Raw genomic sequence first — 15762 nt, 5'->3', positions numbered from 1 at the left:
GCGATGAATCTGTCGCGCCCGTTTATCTCCCGCCCGGTCGCCACCACGCTGCTGGCGATCGGCATCGCGTTGTCCGGCATTTTCGCGTTCACCAAGCTGCCCGTGGCGCCGCTGCCGCAGGTCGATTTCCCGACTATTTCGGTGCAGGCCACCCTGCCGGGCGCGAGTCCGGACACGGTCGCCACCAGCGTCGCAAGTCCGCTCGAGCGGCATCTCGGCTCGATCGCCGACGTGACCGAGATGACCTCGCAAAGCTCGGTCGGCTCCACCCGCATCACCATGCAGTTCGGCCTGAATCGCGACATCGACGGCGCCGCGCGCGACGTGCAGGCGGCCATCAACGCCGCCCGTGCCGACCTGCCGACGAGCCTGCGCAGCAACCCGACTTACCACAAGGTGAATCCAGCCGACGCGCCGATCCTGATTCTGGCGCTCACATCGAAAACACTGACCGCCGGACAGTTATATGACTCCGCGGCCACCGTACTGCAACAGTCGCTGTCGCAGGTCGACGGCGTCGGCGAAGTGGATGTCAGCGGTTCAGCCAACCCGGCCGTGCGCGTCGAGCTGGAACCGAACGCGCTGTCCCACTACGGCATCGGTCTCGAGGACGTACGCGCGGCACTCGCCGCGGCCAACGCGAACAGCCCGAAAGGTTCGATCGAGTTCGGCCCGAACCGCGTGCAGATCTATACCAACGACCAGGCGAGCAAAGCGGCGCAGTATAAAGATCTGGTCATCGCCTATCGCAACGGCGCGGCGGTGAAACTTTCCGATGTATCGGAAGTGGTCGATTCGGTCGAAGATCTGCGCAACCTCGGCCTCTTCAACGGCAAGCGTTCGGTGCTGGTGATTCTGTACCGGCAACCTGGCGCGAACATCATCGATACCATCGACCGCGTGACCGCGATGCTGCCGCAGTTGCATGCGTCGCTGCCCGCCGACGTCGACATCGCGCCGGCCTCCGACCGCTCCACGACAATCCGCGCCTCGCTGAAAGACACCGAGCGCACGCTGATGATCGCGGTGGCGCTGGTGGTGATGGTGGTGTTCCTGTTCCTGCGCAACTGGCGCGCCACGCTGATTCCGAGCGTCGCCGTACCGATCTCGATCATCGGCACGTTCGGTGCGATGTATATGCTGGGCTTTTCGATCGACAACCTCTCGCTGATGGCGTTGACGATCGCAACCGGTTTCGTGGTCGACGACGCGATCGTGGTGCTGGAGAACATCTCACGGCATATCGAGAACGGCGTGCCGCGCATGAAGGCCGCGTTCCTCGGCGCGCGCGAAGTCGGCTTCACGGTGCTGTCGATCAGCATTTCGCTGGTCGCCGTGTTCCTGCCGATTCTGCTGATGGGCGGCATTGTCGGGCGGCTGTTCCGCGAGTTCGCGCTGACACTCTCGCTGGCGATCGGCGTCTCGCTGATCGTCTCGCTCACCTTGACGCCGATGATGTGCTCGCGCCTGCTGCGCGAGCCGCACGAACAGAAAGAAGAAGGCCGCTTCGGGCGTTGGCTCGAACGCGGCTTCGCCTCGATGCAGCGCGGCTATGAACGCACGCTCGGCTGGGCGCTGCTGCATCCGCGCCTGATCGTGACGATTCTGCTCGCCACCATCGGCCTGAATATCTGGCTGTACATCATCGTGCCGAAGGGCTTCTTTCCGCAGCAGGACACCGGCCGTCTGATCGGCGGCATCCAGGCCGACCAGAGCACCTCGTTCCAGGCGATGAAAGGCAAGTTCGCGCAAATGATGGAGATCGTCGGCAAGAATCCGGCGGTGGACAGCGTGGCCGGTTTCACCGGCGGCCGGCAGACCAACTCCGGCTTCATGTTCGTTTCGCTGAAACCGAAGAGCGAGCGCAAGTTATCCGCCGATCAGGTGATCCAGCAACTGCGCGCGCCGCTTGGCGACGTGGCCGGCGCGCGCACTTTCCTGCAAGCGGTGCAGGACATCCGCGTTGGCGGGCGGCAATCGAACGCGCAGTATCAGTTCACACTGCTGGCCGATTCCACACCCGACCTGTACCTGTGGGGACCGAAGCTCACTGAAGCGCTGCAGGCGCGGCCCGAACTGGCCGACGTGAATTCCGACCAGCAGCAGGGCGGCCTCGAAGCGATGGTCACGATCGACCGGGCGACCGCCGCGCGCCTTGGCATCAAGCCTGCGCAGATCGACAACACCTTGTACGACGCGTTCGGCCAGCGTCAGGTATCGACGATTTACAACCCGCTGAACCAGTACCACGTGATCATGGAAGTAGCGCCGAAGTACTGGCAGAGTCCGGACATGCTGAACCAGATTTACGTCAGCACCTCGGGCGGCAGCGCGAGCGGCGCGCAGACCACCAACGCGCCGGCCGGCACGGTGACGGCAACGGCAAGCACCCCAACTTCTACTTCGACCAGCGCGTCGGCGGGCGGCACGGCCGGCACGACGGCTTCGAGTGTGGCGAGCATTGCGGCCGATTCCGCGCGCAACCAGGCGATCAATTCGATTGCGGCGAGTGGCAAGTCGAGTGCGTCTTCGGGCGCGGCGGTATCGACCGCGAAGGAGACGATGGTGCCGTTGTCGGCGATCGCGAGCTTTGGGCCGGGGAACACGCCGTTGTCGGTGAATCACCAGAGCCAGTTCGTGGCCTCGACGATTTCGTTCAACCTGCCGCCGGGTGTGTCCTTATCGACGGCGACGCAGGCGATCTACGACACGATGGCGCAGATCGGCATGCCGGCGACGATACACGGCAGTTTCCAGGGCACTGCGCAGGCGTTCCAGCAATCCATGTCCGACCAGCCGATCCTGATTCTGGCCGCGCTGGCGGCGGTGTATATCGTGCTGGGGATGTTGTATGAGAGTTATATCCACCCGCTGACGATTTTGTCCACGTTGCCCTCCGCTGGCGTGGGGGCGTTGCTGGCGTTGCTGCTGTTCAAGACCGAGTTCAGCATCATTGCGTTGATCGGGGTGATCTTGCTGATCGGCATTGTGAAGAAGAACGCGATCATGATGGTGGACTTCGCGATTGAAGCCTCCCGGCATGGGTTGTCGTCGAGGGACGCGATTCATCAGGCCTGTTTGCTGCGGTTCCGACCGATCATGATGACGACCTGTGCAGCGCTGCTTGGGGCTTTGCCGTTGGCGTTCGGGCGAGGAGAAGGGGCTGAGCTTCGCGCTCCTTTGGGGATCGCTATTGTGGGCGGGTTGATTGTTAGTCAGATGCTGACTCTTTACACCACGCCGGTGGTTTATCTTTATATGGATCGGATTCGGGTCAAATGGGAATCCGGGAAGGGTCGGCGAGCTGGAATCGCTCCTTCCTGATTTTTTTGCCTTTGGCGGCGGCATTTCGTTGTGCCTGCGGCGTTGGCCTTTCCTTGTGTTCTTGCTGGTTTATTAGCGTTCCCCCTGTGCGGGGGGGGGGCACCTACTTTTCTTTGCCGCCGCAAAGAAAAGTAGGCAAAAGAAAGCGGCTCAAACCGCCAACTCTTAAGTGGGTCCCCTGGCTTGGAGGGGCTGGTGGCGCGATAAACGGATCACACCTCGGTCCATAAGCGCCAGTGACACAGCCGTCATCCGCTCCCACTCCGCACTGCGTGCGTCGCGGTTGGGTTCACCAGGGAAACCGGGGGCTTCGGTTGTTTGTGGTGGGGGCCATCGGCTTCGCCTCGGCGAGGCGCTGAAAAGCACCAATGGTTTTGGAGGTGCTCGTGCCAGCACCAAAGTCAGCGAGTCAGCGCATTGGGCGAATCGCATACGTAAAACCCGGCGGCCGGTTTGATGAAGTACTGCCTCGGCGCGCGCAGCGCCGCCGGAAGTATGACGGCCTGGTCACTCAGGCAGGCAGGTGCGCAGGCCCAATCTCTACGGAGCCACGATCCCCTCCAAGCCAGGGGACCCGCTTAAAAATTAGCGGTTTGAGCCGCTTTCTTTTGCCTACTTTTCTTTGCGGCAGGCAAAGAAAAGTAGGTGCCCCCCGCACAGGGGGAACACTAATAAACCAATAAGAAAGCAAGGAAAGGCCAAAGAGGCAAGCACAAGGAAATGCCGCCGCCAAAGGCAAAAAAAAAACCTACAACTTCTGCCCGATGGCAAGCAAAAAAACCCGCTCCCACTGCTTAGCCTGCCGCGCGCCCAGCATGGGCAAAACCCACACCTGATGCTTGGCATCCTTAACAGTCAAAGCCACTTTCCACTGACCACCAAGGCCCTGCGCCTCAACCCCTACCAGGTCAGCAAAAATATAAAACCCTTGCTCGCCGCCCAGGCGAATCTCACATAACCGCTTACCGGCAGCGAGCCTAACTGACCCCCAGTCGCCTTTAACCTCATGGGTCCAATCGCCGTCGCGGATATTAGCGGCCACCTCCTGCCGACGTCGCCACCAATACACCACCCCAGCAATCAAAAGCGCGCCGACAAGCACAGCAACACCAACCGCAACCCCCAACCCAAACGCCGCCTGCAAGGCATAAAAACCCCGCACTGCGCCATACACCACAGCGATCAACGCAATCAAAGCAACCACAATCGGCATGGCAAGCTCGCAAGACAGAAAATGTCAGCCCAGCATGGGCAACGCCACATTCCAGCGGCAAAAATAACAGCCGCGCAGCGCCCCGCCCTTACTGCGGCTTATGCGTCGCCGCCCAATCCTTCACCGCCTTCAGCGTGTTCTCGACATGCTTCTCCGGCGACAAACTCGTGTACTCGTAAATGATCTTGCCATCCGGCGCGATCACATACGACACACGATTGGCCATCGAGCTATGCATCGGCAGGCCGGCGTCATATTCGCCAATCACCTTCGAGTCGGCATCCGCCGCCACCGGGAACTTGCTGCGGCATTCGCTCACCGAAAACTTCGTCAACGTGTCGATGTTATCGTGCGACACACCAATCACCGTCGCACCATATTTCTTGTACTCATCAACTGCCTCGGCAAATTCGTGCGCCTCGATCGTGCATCCCTTCGTGAAAGCCGCCGGGTAGAAATACACCACCACTGGCCCTTTCTTCAGCTCGTCGGTAAGCGAATAGGTATAGGTCTTGCCGCCCAACGAAGCCTGCGCGGTAAAAGCCGGCGCCGTGTCGCCCGGCTTCAGCGTCGCCGAGGCCGTCAGCGAATACGCCGTGAATCCCACCGACAAAACAGCAGCGAGCGCCGCCGATATGAAATTCCTCTTCATCTGCATCACCTCCACGCGTTAGTGCACACCGTTCGTGCAATCAATCCCGGCGGTCGCCAGTTGAACGCCAGCCGCTCTCCATTCGCTATTGGACCACGTTCGGAAGATATACGTAGGAAACTGCGGAAAGGATGCGCAGATAGGCCCGCGGGCGGAAACCACGCGGGATGTCCCGGCGTTGCGCCAGGCCATCCCCGATATCCGATAAGCCCAAACCGGCGCCTCGAGCGTGAAAGCTCAGGTAGCCGCTGCCTCGATATGCGCGCCGAACCACGCCGCTGCGGACAGGTTCAACTCGGCCAGCACCTCGGGCGTGAGCCGGTCGAAGCCGACCGGCGCATCAGGCCCGGCGGCGATCTGCGCGGCATCAGCACCCTCGCCGGCCGCTTCGGCAATGCGCAGCAAGGTGCCCAGCGCCCCGCTGCGCGAAACGATCGCCTGACGGATCTGCGGCGCGAGACCCAGCTTCTCGAGCACCGTCGCCGGCGAGCTGCCGAGCACGATGTGGATCAGCGAAAAAATGCCGGTCATGAAGGCGGCATCGGCAAAATCGTCGTCGGACGGGCATAGCCGGTTCGCGGCCAGTTCCATGAAGCGCGAACGCGTACCGGCCAGCTCCACCAGCGGGTCGGCGCGCCACGGCAGATCGCCCGCGTCGGCGTACAGCAGCAGTTGCGTCCAGCGCGCGATTTGCCGCGTGCCGGTGGCGAGAATGGCCTCGCGCAACGACGCAATATTGCGCCCGAGACCAAACGCACTCGAGTTGACGAGCCGCAGCAGTTGTACGACCACGCTCGGATTCAGCTTGAGCTCCGCTTCGAGTTCGATAATGCCGGCATCGCGCGAAAGCAGCGCCAGCAAACGCAGCAATCCCGGACGCGGCGAGCGGTTGCGCGGCGCGGCCAGTACCTGCGGCCGCGCAAAAAAGTACCCCTGGAACAGATCGAAGCCGAGCTCGCGAGCCAGCTCGAAGTCTTCGCGAGTCTCGACCTTTTCGGCAATCAGCGTCTTGCCGTGATCGCGCAGCATCGACGCCAGCCCGGGAAGCACCGCGCGATCGGTCTGCAGGAAATCGATCTTGACGATATCGGCGTGCGGCAACGCGGCGGTCAGTTCACCGGACAGTTCACTGACGTCATCGAGTGCCACCTGAAAGCCGGCGCGGCGCAACTCGGTCAGTCGGCGGGCCAGTTGCGCATCGATTTGCACCGTCTCGAGGATTTCGAGCACGAAGCGCTCCGGCGGCATCAGGTGGACGATGTCGTTAAAGAGCAGCGCGCGATCGATATTGACGAAGCCTCGGTGCGGCCCAAGGACCGCCGCCACACCGATTCCGCCGATCGCGCGCGCTACGACCTGCGCCGTCGCCTGGGCGTCGTCGGTGACTTCGGCGTAGTTGTGCGCGCCGGCCCGGAACAGCAATTCGTAGGCATTGAGCGCCCCGTCGCGATCGAGAATCGGCTGGCGGCCCAAATAGACGAATTGCGCCTGAAATGCTGGATCAATGCCATCGGCGCATGGGTCACGTACCTCGATGTGCCCGGGGGTGGCCCTGACAAAGTGACGTTCAGACATGGATCATCGGTGCAAGTATTCGGGGAGGCTAGGCAGCGGCGTCACGGCCAGCACTGCACAACGGGTTTGTCGTATTAACGGTCGCGAAGCCGTCGCACTTTAACTGAATCGCTTCCGCGACGGTAGCGAACCGCGCAGGCCCTGTGTTAGCGGCGGTTTTTTTCAGCCGCCGCTAAAGATTTTCCGGCACGGGTCGTTATCTTGTTCTGATGGGGCGGCCTGATACCTCTCGGCCGCCCAGATACGGCGGACAGCGAGCCGCCCCGCCTGCAGACGAATACAGGTTGCCAGCGACAAACATGGAAGCGAACAGGATCACCGCGCCCCGCCGGGGCTCCTTGCGCACGGTCATTGAGCGGATTCGTGCGTTCGGCCGGCGCGCGGACGGCAAACCGCAGTTCGGCTCAAGCCGCACGGCGCAACTGGAACAGGTGGTCGGCGCCGTCGACCTGCTGGCGCACGTCGATAGCGACCTGCGCTTCCTCTATGTGTCCGACGCCAGCCTGCGCTTCATCGGCTATCACCGCGAGTACCTCGAGACCATCACGCTGCACGATCTCGTCGCACCCGCCGATGTGCCGCGCCTCGACGGCTTGCTCGCGCGCGCCATCGCGTCGGGCAATGTCGAGAAGTCGACGCTCGGCCTTATCAAGTCGCTGACCTACCCGATCACCGTCGAGCTGCGCGTGGTACGCAACAGCCATGACGGCGTCGACGGCTTCGCGATCGCCGGCTTCGACGTATCGGCCTGGCGCGCGGCCGAGGAACGTCTGACCCAGGCGCTGCATCTGGACCGCCTCACCAACCTGGCCAACCAGTCGGCGCTGATCCCCGCGCTGATCGACGCGCAACAGCAGGCCGACACGCATGGCACGCCCGTCGCCCTGCTGCTGCTCGATATCGACGACTATCAGCGCGTGAACCGCGCGCTCGGCTACGACGCCGGCGACGAGATGCTGCGCGACACCGCACGGCGCCTGTTGAATATGACGAGCCCGAGCGAGATGGTGGCGCGCGTGGCCAGCGACGAGTTCGCGATCCTCGTGAAGGCCGCGGCCAACCGCACCGACGCCGCAGCTGCCGCCGAAACGCTGGCCCGGCGCCTGCTGACCGCGATCCAGCAGCCGTATGTATTCAGCGGCCAGCAGGTGCACCTGTCGGCGAGCATCGGCATTGCGCTCTACCCCGACGTGCGTCACGTCAACGACACCGCCGCGCACGATACGCACCTGCTGCGCTGGGCCGATCATGCCCTGCTGCAGGCCAAGGCGGCCGGCGGCAACACGCTCGCTTTCTATGTTCCGGACGACAACCCGGCCGATGCCGAGCGCCTGAAACTGGAAGCGGACCTCTACGACGGGGTTCGCAACGGCGAGTTCTCGCTGCACTTCCAGCCGATCACCAGCAGCCGCACGCACGGCGTAGTCGGCGTGGAAGCGTTGATCCGCTGGCTGCACCCGGTGCATGGCCTGGTTCCGCCGTCGATGTTCATTCCGCTCGCGGAATCGATCGGGCTCATCAACTTCCTCGGCAACTGGGTGTTGAAGGTTGCCTGCATGCAGTTGATCCAGTGGGATGCCCAGGGCATCTCGCTGCAATACGTGGCTGTGAACGTGTCGCCGCAGCAGTTTCGCGATCCGCGCTTCAAGGATTCGGTGCGCGAGGCGATCGAATTGACCGGTATCGATCCGCGCCGCCTCGTGTTCGAGATCACCGAAAGCCTGCTGATGCACGACCCGGCGCACGCCAAGGGTTTGCTCGAAGAACTGACCGCGATGGGCATACGTTTCGCGGTCGACGATTTCGGCACCGGCTACTCGAGCCTCGCGTACCTGCAACGGTTCCCGCTGGCGAAGCTCAAGATCGACCGGAGTTTTGTCGAGAATCTGCTAACCTCCCGGAACGATCAGGCAATCGTTAGCGCAGTGGTTGGTCTCGCGCAAACGCTCGATCTCGAGCTGGTCGCCGAGGGCGTCGAAACGGAAGCACAACGCACCCTGCTCACCGAGATGGGATGTGACCATATACAGGGATGGCTCGTCTGCAAGGCGTTGCCTTCCGACGAACTCGCGCGGCGTTTCGAAGCGCGCACGCTTCACTTGCACACCGCATAGCGATGCAAGCACGGCGCTTGCACAGCGGAAGAAGCCGGTTTCATGCCGGCGTGGCACTCATTGGAACATGTATGGCTTTTGCGGGACTCACATGGTAAAGGCGGCGGTGCTCGACAGGCTCTGGTCGCGGATGAGCGAGCGCGGCGATTTCCCCATGCTGTCGCAGTCGCTGCGCACCACCATGACGGCGATGAACAACGACGACCTCGATTTCACCGGCCTGGTCCAGGTGGTGTTGTCGGATTTCGCCTTGACGCAAAAAGTGCTGCGGCTTGCCAACTCGGCCATGTACATGGCGTTCGGCGGCAATATCACCACCGTGTCGCGCGCGCTGATGGTGCTCGGCATGGATGCGGTCGGCCATCTGGTGGTCGGCCTGAAGATCGTCGATCACTTTCATCACAGCGCGCCGCGCCGTATCGATGCGAAACTGGAACTGAACCGCACGCTGCTATCGGGCTGCGTCGCGCGTAAGCTGACTGAGCGCGGCGATCTGCGCGCCGGCGAAGAAGCCGTGGTCTGCACGCTGATGCGGCAGATCGGCAAGCTACTGGTGGTGTTCTATCTCGACGCCGAGTGGGACCAGATCCGCCGTCATATCGAAACCGGCACGCTCGAAACCGAGGCGTGCGTGCTGGTGCTCGGCGTCACATTCGACGAAATCGGCGCCGAAGCCGCGGTGCGCTGGCGCTTGCCCGACATGATCCGCTCCGGCATGGGCGAGTTCGACCCGCAGGATACCGAGCAGCCACGCCAGGTTCAGTGGCTACGCGCCATCACCAATTATTCGACGGCGGTCGCCGACGTGCTGACCACCCAGAACATGCCGGACTGGGAGCGCGAGGCACGCATTGCCGAACTGGCGCAGGAATATAGCGGCGCGCTGAACACCGATCCGGAGGTGCTGCTCGATATGAGCGTCGCGCTCGCCCGCGAAGAAGGCGGCGACGGCGTGATGCGCGAAATCGTCGAGTTGCGCGCCAACGCGGATGCGATTGCGCGCGAGGCGCTCAACCCGGAAGCGCGGATCGGCGTGGGGGTTGAAGATCTGCGCGGCCTGCCCGACGGCAGTCCGCTCGCGCCCGCGCTGGCCATGGCATCGGAAACCGTGCTGGCCGCACTGGGCTTCGCGCGCACGGTGGTGTTCGTCAAGCACAGCAACGGCACGTTCAAGGCCCGCCTCGGACTCGGTCCAAAGATCGACGCCGCGCTGCCACGGCTGACCTTCAACACCGCATTCGAACCCGACGTGTTTCATCTCGCGATCGCGAACTCGGTGGGCATCTTCATCGAGAATGCGCGCGATCCGAAAATGGTCGCGCGGCTGCCCGAATGGTTCCGCCGCTCGTTCGACGACGCCCGCGCCTTCGTGCTGCTGCCGGTGGTCGACGAAAGCGATCAGACGGTGGCACTGTTATATGGCGACTGGTCGCACACCCAGGAGCCTCGCAGGATTTCACAGAAGGAAATGGGTGCGCTAAATGAACTGGCCAAGGAGTTAGGCCGTTTTTTTGGCCTGGGGCAAATGCGGGAAATGGAGACGATGTGAAGGCCTGGCGTGATCGTTGATCGCGTTGCTTCACTCCCGCTGATTTTGCATTTGCCCTAAGTTCAGGTTGCCGAGGCCGGCATGCGCAGCATGCCGCGGCTTCCTGGGACCTGCCTCAATCCTCAATCCTCTCCAACCCCTCCGCACTCCGATCCGCGACCCCGGCCCACGCGCCCGCCGCCAACCCGAGCTGCGCGATGTCTTCCACCGTCAACGGCTGCAAGCGCGCACAAAGCGTCTCGATCTCATCCCACGCCCCGCACTCCAGCGCTTCCACCGTTGCAAGCAGCAAACCCAGCATGCCCTCGCGATGCAGAATCGCCGCCTGGATCGGCCGCGACAACGTCAGCACATTCAACGTCCTTTCAAGCGAACCACCGAACACTGCATCGACAAACGAAAACACGCCGGTTAGAAACGCCGCATCCGCTTCATCGCGGCCAGCTTCAGGCAAGCGCTCGATCGCCAGTTCCATGAAACGCGCCCGGGTCGCCGCCAGTTGCAGCAGAGGGTCGTCCTCGAGCGCAACCTTGCGGCCGTCCGCATACAACAGCAATTGCGTCCAGCGCGCGATCCGATTCGTGCCGGTCGCGTTGATCGCGTCGCGCAGCGTGGTCACCTTATGGCCCACCGCAAGGCCGCTCGAATTCGCGAGCTTCATCAGATGCATCACCAGTACCGGATTCAGCTTGAGTTCGGCTTCGAGCTGCGCGACGGTCGGCTCGCCCGAAAGCAACTGCAGCAGGTTCAGCAACGCATGCCGCGGCGCGCTGACGCGCCGGCTCGTCGAGGTCTGCGCGCGCGCGAAGAAATAGCCCTGGAAACGGTCGAAGCCGAGTCCGTGCGCGGTTTCGAAATCGGCCTGTGCGTCGATGCCCAGCGCAATCAACAGCTTGCCCGCCGACTTGAGCACGCTCGCGAGCTTGGCCAACAAAGCGGCCGGCGTACGCGTGAAATCGATCTTGACGGCCTCCGCGTACGGCAGCAGCCGGGCAAAGGTCTCATTGGGCTGCGTCACTTCGTCGAGTACGAAGCGATAGCGCCGCCCATGCAATTGCACGATGCGCGCAACGAGCGCCTCGTCGACCTCGATGGCCGGCGATATTTCGAGCATGAAGCGCTCGGCGGGCAGACGCAGAATCGAATCGTCGAACAGCATCTCGCGGTTCACGTCCACGTAGGCCGGGTGCCCCGTGAGCGCGCCGCGCACATTGCCATCGATCAATCCGCGCACGATGGCTCGCGTCACCCGTTGCTCCGGAGTGGGCGCGCGGCCCGGCAGAACATCGGCGCTCGCGGCTGCACCGGAGAGCGGCGCCAATGCGTCCTGCTCCTCGACCGGCAGCACCGGCGCACGTACCTTGATCTCATAGCCGCACAGCATGCCGTCCCGATTCAGGATCGGTTGACGTGCAAAACTTGCGTTCAGTTGCGCATCGTCCGTGGCGTCCGCCTGGCCCGGATTTTCGATTGCGATGGTGGTCATTCAGTCCCCCGCTAAGCGCCACCTCGGCGCTCACTGCTGTATTTTGTGGTGTTCACCGCGCGCGTCCCTACCCCGAGGGCCGCGGCGCCAGATGGCGCCTGCTCTGCGGGCGCCTGCACCGTGCCAGGCGATTTTAGCGCAGCGCGCCACGCCCGGACATGGCCGTGCAGCAATATCTCCAAATAATTGGGAAGCCGTGTCGCTGAAACCTGCGAGGGAATCGACGATACTGTTGTGCAATGCAGAAGCGTTCCACCCGTTTTACTCCCGTGCTTAATCACCAAGGAAAAACCATGGACGTCAAAAGCGTGTTGTCCAATGCCTTCGCGATGCCGATCACGAACCCGGCGTTTCCGATGGGCCCGTACCGGTTCATCAACCGCGAATTTCTGATCATCACCTACCGCACCGATCCGGACAAACTGCGGGCGGTCGTGCCAGAGCCTCTGGAAATCGGCGAGCCGCTGGTGCATTACGAATTCATTCGCATGCCGGATTCGACCGGTTTCGGCGACTACACCGAAAGCGGCCAGGTGATTCCGGTCTCATTCAACGGCGTTGCGGGCGGTTACACGCTGGCGATGTATCTGGACGACCATCCGCCGATCGCCGGCGGCCGCGAGTTGTGGGGGTTCCCGAAGAAGCTCGCCAGGCCGGTGCTCGAAGTGCACACCGACACCATGGTCGGCACGCTCGACTACGGCCCAGTGCGGATCGCCACCGGCACGATGGGCTACAAGCACCGCCAGCTCGATCTGGCGCAGCAGAAAAAGCGTCTGGAGACGCCGAACTTCCTGCTCAAGGTGATCCCGCATGTGGACGGCACGCCGCGCATCTGCGAACTGGTGCGCTACTACCTGCAGGACATCGATCTGAAAGGCGCATGGACCGGTCCGGCCTCGCTGGAACTGGCGCCGCATGCACTCGCGCCGGTCGCGGAATTGCCGGTGCTCGAAATCGTCGAGGCGCGGCACCTGCTTGCCGACCTCACGCTCGGTCTCGGTGAAGTGGTATTCGATTATCTGGACCAGCCCGAGGCCAAGGCACGCTGATTCACCTTGGTCGCTCAGCCCAATATGCAAACGGCCGCATCAGCGGCCGTTTGCATCAGTCAACGCTCACTGCGATTTATTTCAACACCACCTTCACGTCGAAGTACTTCGCGGCGAAGCGGTCGATCGTGCCATCCGCCTTCAGTTCCTTGAGTGCCTGGTTCAGCGCATCCTTCAGCGCCTTGTCGCCCTTGCGGATGCCAAAGCCCACGCCCGCGCCGAGCAGCTTCTCGTCGGTGACGGCCGGGCCGGCGGCGATTGTACAGACTTCGCAAAGCACGCCAGGCGGGCGGCACGAGACACACTCAGGCCGTCGTGCGACCGCCATGCACAGCAAAGGTGCAAATTCGTGTCGCGTTCAGGCAAGGGGATTTGAATGAGAGTCGGCGGCGAAGCGTAAGACAGTGGCCGTCTAAACGAGCGTGGACAGGGTGTCCTGAGTGGTCTCGACGACCAGCAGTCCGGCGCGCAAACCCGGCTTGACCGTCGGGTTGGGGAACACGATCCGTTCTTCGTCGTGACGCACGGTGTAGCGATAGTCGCCGTCGCGTGCAAGCAAGGTGTCTTTCGCAAACGGCGTGAAGTTCGGGACGTCGGCTGCCACCAGCAATTCAAATGCTTCGCTTTGCTTGGTGAGCTGGTCGATGACCGTAAACACGCGCGGCATCGCAGCGTGCGCTGCGCCGCTCGTGCCGGCCAGCAGATCGCGCAGGGCTTCGTCAGCGCCGCTAAAGCGCGTCAGATCGTTCTGCCCGAACGGACGCACCTTGCCGAGTTCGAGCGTGCAGGCTTCGGCGCCGCAGGCCTCGGCGGTGAAGTGCGAATAGGTGGTGCCCTTGGTGGTGTGCAACAGCACCGCGCTGATGCGCGCCTCGCCGAGCCACTCGAACATCGCGCGCGAAAACGGCTTGCCGGTATGCGGCAGCAATGCGAACCGCTCGAAGGCCGAGGCGCGAATCGCCGTATGCATGTCGATGTGCCAGCGCGCGCCGACTTCAGTCGAAGCAGCGGCGAAGAACCGGATTGCCGCCTGCTCCAACGCGGCGGCACGCGGCGCTTCATGACTGTGCGGCACCTGCGTGTGACGTCCGCTGAAGAGGCGGTTCAGATCGTCGTCACGATAACGGCAGGCGTCGCGCATGGCGTCGACGTTGCCGAGGATCACCAGCAGGCGGCACGTTAGCGCGGCATTGCCGTTGGCGATATCGCGCACGAGCCGCGACAGCAATTCGATCGGCGCGGTTTCGTCGCCATGCACGCCGGCCGAGGCCAGCACGCTGCGCGCGCCCTCTTCCTGCGTGGCGGGCTCGATTTGCAGCACGCCGTCGTCGAGCCACGACCAGCGCACGCCATTGGCGCACGTCCCCTGTGTAGCCTGCAACGCGGGCCGTGAGCCCGCCAGCGTGTACGCCAGAAAATCGCCCAGCATCGAATCGCTCATGCCGCGCTCAACGCTGGAAGTCATACAGCGAACCCAGACCGAGAATCTGCGTCAACTCGTCGAGCGCGGTGCGCGACTCGGCGAGCAATTGCGGATCGGTCAGATCGGCGGGCGCAAGACGATCGCGATAATGCTTTTCGATCCATGTATCGAGGCGGCCGAACAACTGATCGTTGATCCACACGCCCGGCGTGACCGCCGCGCGCTCGGCTTCGCTCAGTACGACCCGCAGACGCAGGCATGCCGGACCACCGCCGTTTTTCATGCTTTCGCGCAGATCGAATACGAGCACGTCGTCGATCGGACCAGTGTGCGAGGTCAGTTCGTCAAGGTATGCGGCCACGCGCGGATTCTCGCGGCACTCCTGCGGCACCACCAGTACCTGCTTGCCGTCGGGGCGCGTCAGCAACTGGCTGTTGAACAGATACGACGTCACGGCATCGGCCACGCTCACCTGAGCGTCCGGCACTTCGATTACGTTGAACTCGGATTTCAGCGTCGAGAGCTTCGTGCGCAGTTCGTCGTACACCGCCTTCTGTTCGACAAACGCCAGTTGATGGCAGAACAGCGTGTTGCGATTGCCGACCGCGATCACGTCGTTATGGAACACGCCCGCGTCGATCACGTCGGGGCTCTGCTGCGCATACACCGTGGCCGCTTCTTCCAGGCCATGACGGTGCGCGACCGCGCGGCTCGCCTCGAAGGTTTGACGCGCGGGGAAACGCTTCGGCTCCGGTCCACGGCGATATTCGCTGCGGCCATAGACGAAGAATTCGACGCCACGTGTGCCGTATTCCGCGCAAAAACGCGTGTGATTCGCCGCGCCTTCGTCGCCGAGCGCGGGGGTGCCGGGCAAGGCTTCATGCACCGCGAAACGGCTGTCGTCGCTGAACATGGCGCGCAACGTGCGGCGGGTGGATTCGTGTTCGATCGCGCGATGCAGCTTGCTGCACAGATTGGCCGGCGTGAAATGCACGCGGCCGTCGTGCGTATCGGCCGACGGGCTCACCGTTGCCGCATTCGCCGTCCACATGGCCGACGCGGAACTCGCCGCGGACAGCAACTCGGGTGCGTCTTTGGCGACCCGCGCGATGACCGTGGCGTCGTCGCCCGAAAAACCGAGTTCGCGCAGCAGGCGCATCGACGGCCGCTCCTGCGGCGGCAACACGCCTTGATGAAAGCCGAGATCGGCCAATTGCTTCATCTTGCGAAGGCCTTGTTTGGCCGCCGCTTTCGGATTCGCAATCGACTTGTCGTTACTCTGCGACGCGACGTTGCCGAACGAGAGCCCCGCGTAATTGTGGGTCGGGCCGACCAGGCCGTCGAAATTGGCTTCAGTGGCTTGCATCGTCGATC

Annotated in this window: 10 protein-coding genes and 1 pseudogene; 4 read left to right on the top strand and 7 right to left on the bottom strand. The window is 63.0% G+C overall.

Annotation, left to right across the window (positions count from 1 at the left end; all coding sequences use genetic code 11):
* Positions 1 to 3 precede the first annotated feature (3 nt).
* Complete coding sequence (locus PQR27_RS06090) at positions 4 to 3324, top strand: efflux RND transporter permease subunit (RefSeq protein WP_408522813.1); 3321 nt, start codon at positions 4 to 6, stop codon at positions 3322 to 3324.
* Positions 3325 to 4072: 748 nt separating this feature from the next.
* Here the strand turns inward: PQR27_RS06090 and PQR27_RS06085 are convergent.
* The 3 genes from PQR27_RS06085 to PQR27_RS06075 form a co-directional block, all read right to left on the bottom strand.
* Entirely contained in the window at positions 4073 to 4537 is a 465-nt protein-coding gene (locus PQR27_RS06085) for a hypothetical protein (RefSeq protein WP_408522812.1), read from the bottom strand.
* Positions 4538 to 4625: 88 nt separating this feature from the next.
* Entirely contained in the window at positions 4626 to 5189 is a 564-nt protein-coding gene (locus PQR27_RS06080; protein WP_408522811.1) for a peroxiredoxin, read from the bottom strand.
* A gap of 237 nt (positions 5190 to 5426) precedes the next feature.
* Positions 5427 to 6764, bottom strand: coding sequence for an EAL and HDOD domain-containing protein (locus tag PQR27_RS06075; protein WP_408522810.1), 1338 nt, complete (start codon positions 6762 to 6764; stop codon positions 5427 to 5429).
* 299 nt (positions 6765 to 7063) lie between these two features.
* On the opposite strand from PQR27_RS06075, the gene PQR27_RS06070 reads away from it, so the two are divergent.
* Positions 7064 to 8878 carry a putative bifunctional diguanylate cyclase/phosphodiesterase gene (locus PQR27_RS06070; protein ID WP_408522809.1) on the top strand — a complete coding sequence of 605 codons (1815 nt, stop codon included), beginning with the start codon at positions 7064 to 7066 and terminating at the stop codon, positions 8876 to 8878.
* Between the two features lie 91 nt (positions 8879 to 8969).
* Positions 8970 to 10427 carry an HDOD domain-containing protein gene (locus tag PQR27_RS06065; protein ID WP_408522808.1) on the top strand — a complete coding sequence of 486 codons (1458 nt, stop codon included), beginning with the start codon at positions 8970 to 8972 and terminating at the stop codon, positions 10425 to 10427.
* Between the two features lie 115 nt (positions 10428 to 10542).
* On the opposite strand, the gene PQR27_RS06060 is transcribed toward PQR27_RS06065, so the two are convergent.
* A complete protein-coding gene (locus PQR27_RS06060; protein WP_408522807.1) occupies positions 10543 to 11913 on the bottom strand; it encodes an EAL and HDOD domain-containing protein in 1371 nt (456 codons plus the stop codon).
* Positions 11914 to 12206: 293 nt separating this feature from the next.
* Between PQR27_RS06060 and PQR27_RS06055 the strand changes: the two genes are divergently transcribed.
* Positions 12207 to 12965, top strand: coding sequence for an acetoacetate decarboxylase (locus PQR27_RS06055; protein WP_408522806.1), 759 nt, complete (start codon positions 12207 to 12209; stop codon positions 12963 to 12965).
* 76 nt (positions 12966 to 13041) lie between these two features.
* On the opposite strand, the pseudogene PQR27_RS06050 reads toward PQR27_RS06055, so the two are convergent.
* The 3 genes and pseudogenes from PQR27_RS06050 to astB all read right to left on the bottom strand — a co-directional run.
* Positions 13042 to 13218: pseudogene (locus PQR27_RS06050) on the bottom strand (transporter substrate-binding domain-containing protein); the annotation flags it as partial.
* A gap of 159 nt (positions 13219 to 13377) precedes the next feature.
* The gene (gene astE, locus PQR27_RS06045; protein WP_408522805.1) at positions 13378 to 14430 is read right to left on the bottom strand and encodes a succinylglutamate desuccinylase; all 1053 of its coding nucleotides are present in this window, start codon (positions 14428 to 14430) and stop codon (positions 13378 to 13380) included.
* Positions 14414 to 15754 (bottom strand): N-succinylarginine dihydrolase, encoded by a 1341-nt coding sequence (gene astB / locus PQR27_RS06040; protein ID WP_408522804.1) that lies wholly within the window; start codon positions 15752 to 15754, stop codon positions 14414 to 14416. Before astB ends, astE begins: the two co-directional genes overlap by 17 nt.
* Positions 15755 to 15762 lie beyond the last annotated feature (8 nt).

This window comes from Paraburkholderia fungorum (genome assembly GCF_046027215.1).
In the GTDB taxonomy this organism is placed as follows: domain Bacteria; phylum Pseudomonadota; class Gammaproteobacteria; order Burkholderiales; family Burkholderiaceae; genus Paraburkholderia; species Paraburkholderia fungorum_D.
The sequence above is the reverse complement of the archived record's forward strand: the minus strand, read 5'-3'. Positions and strand labels throughout refer to the sequence as shown.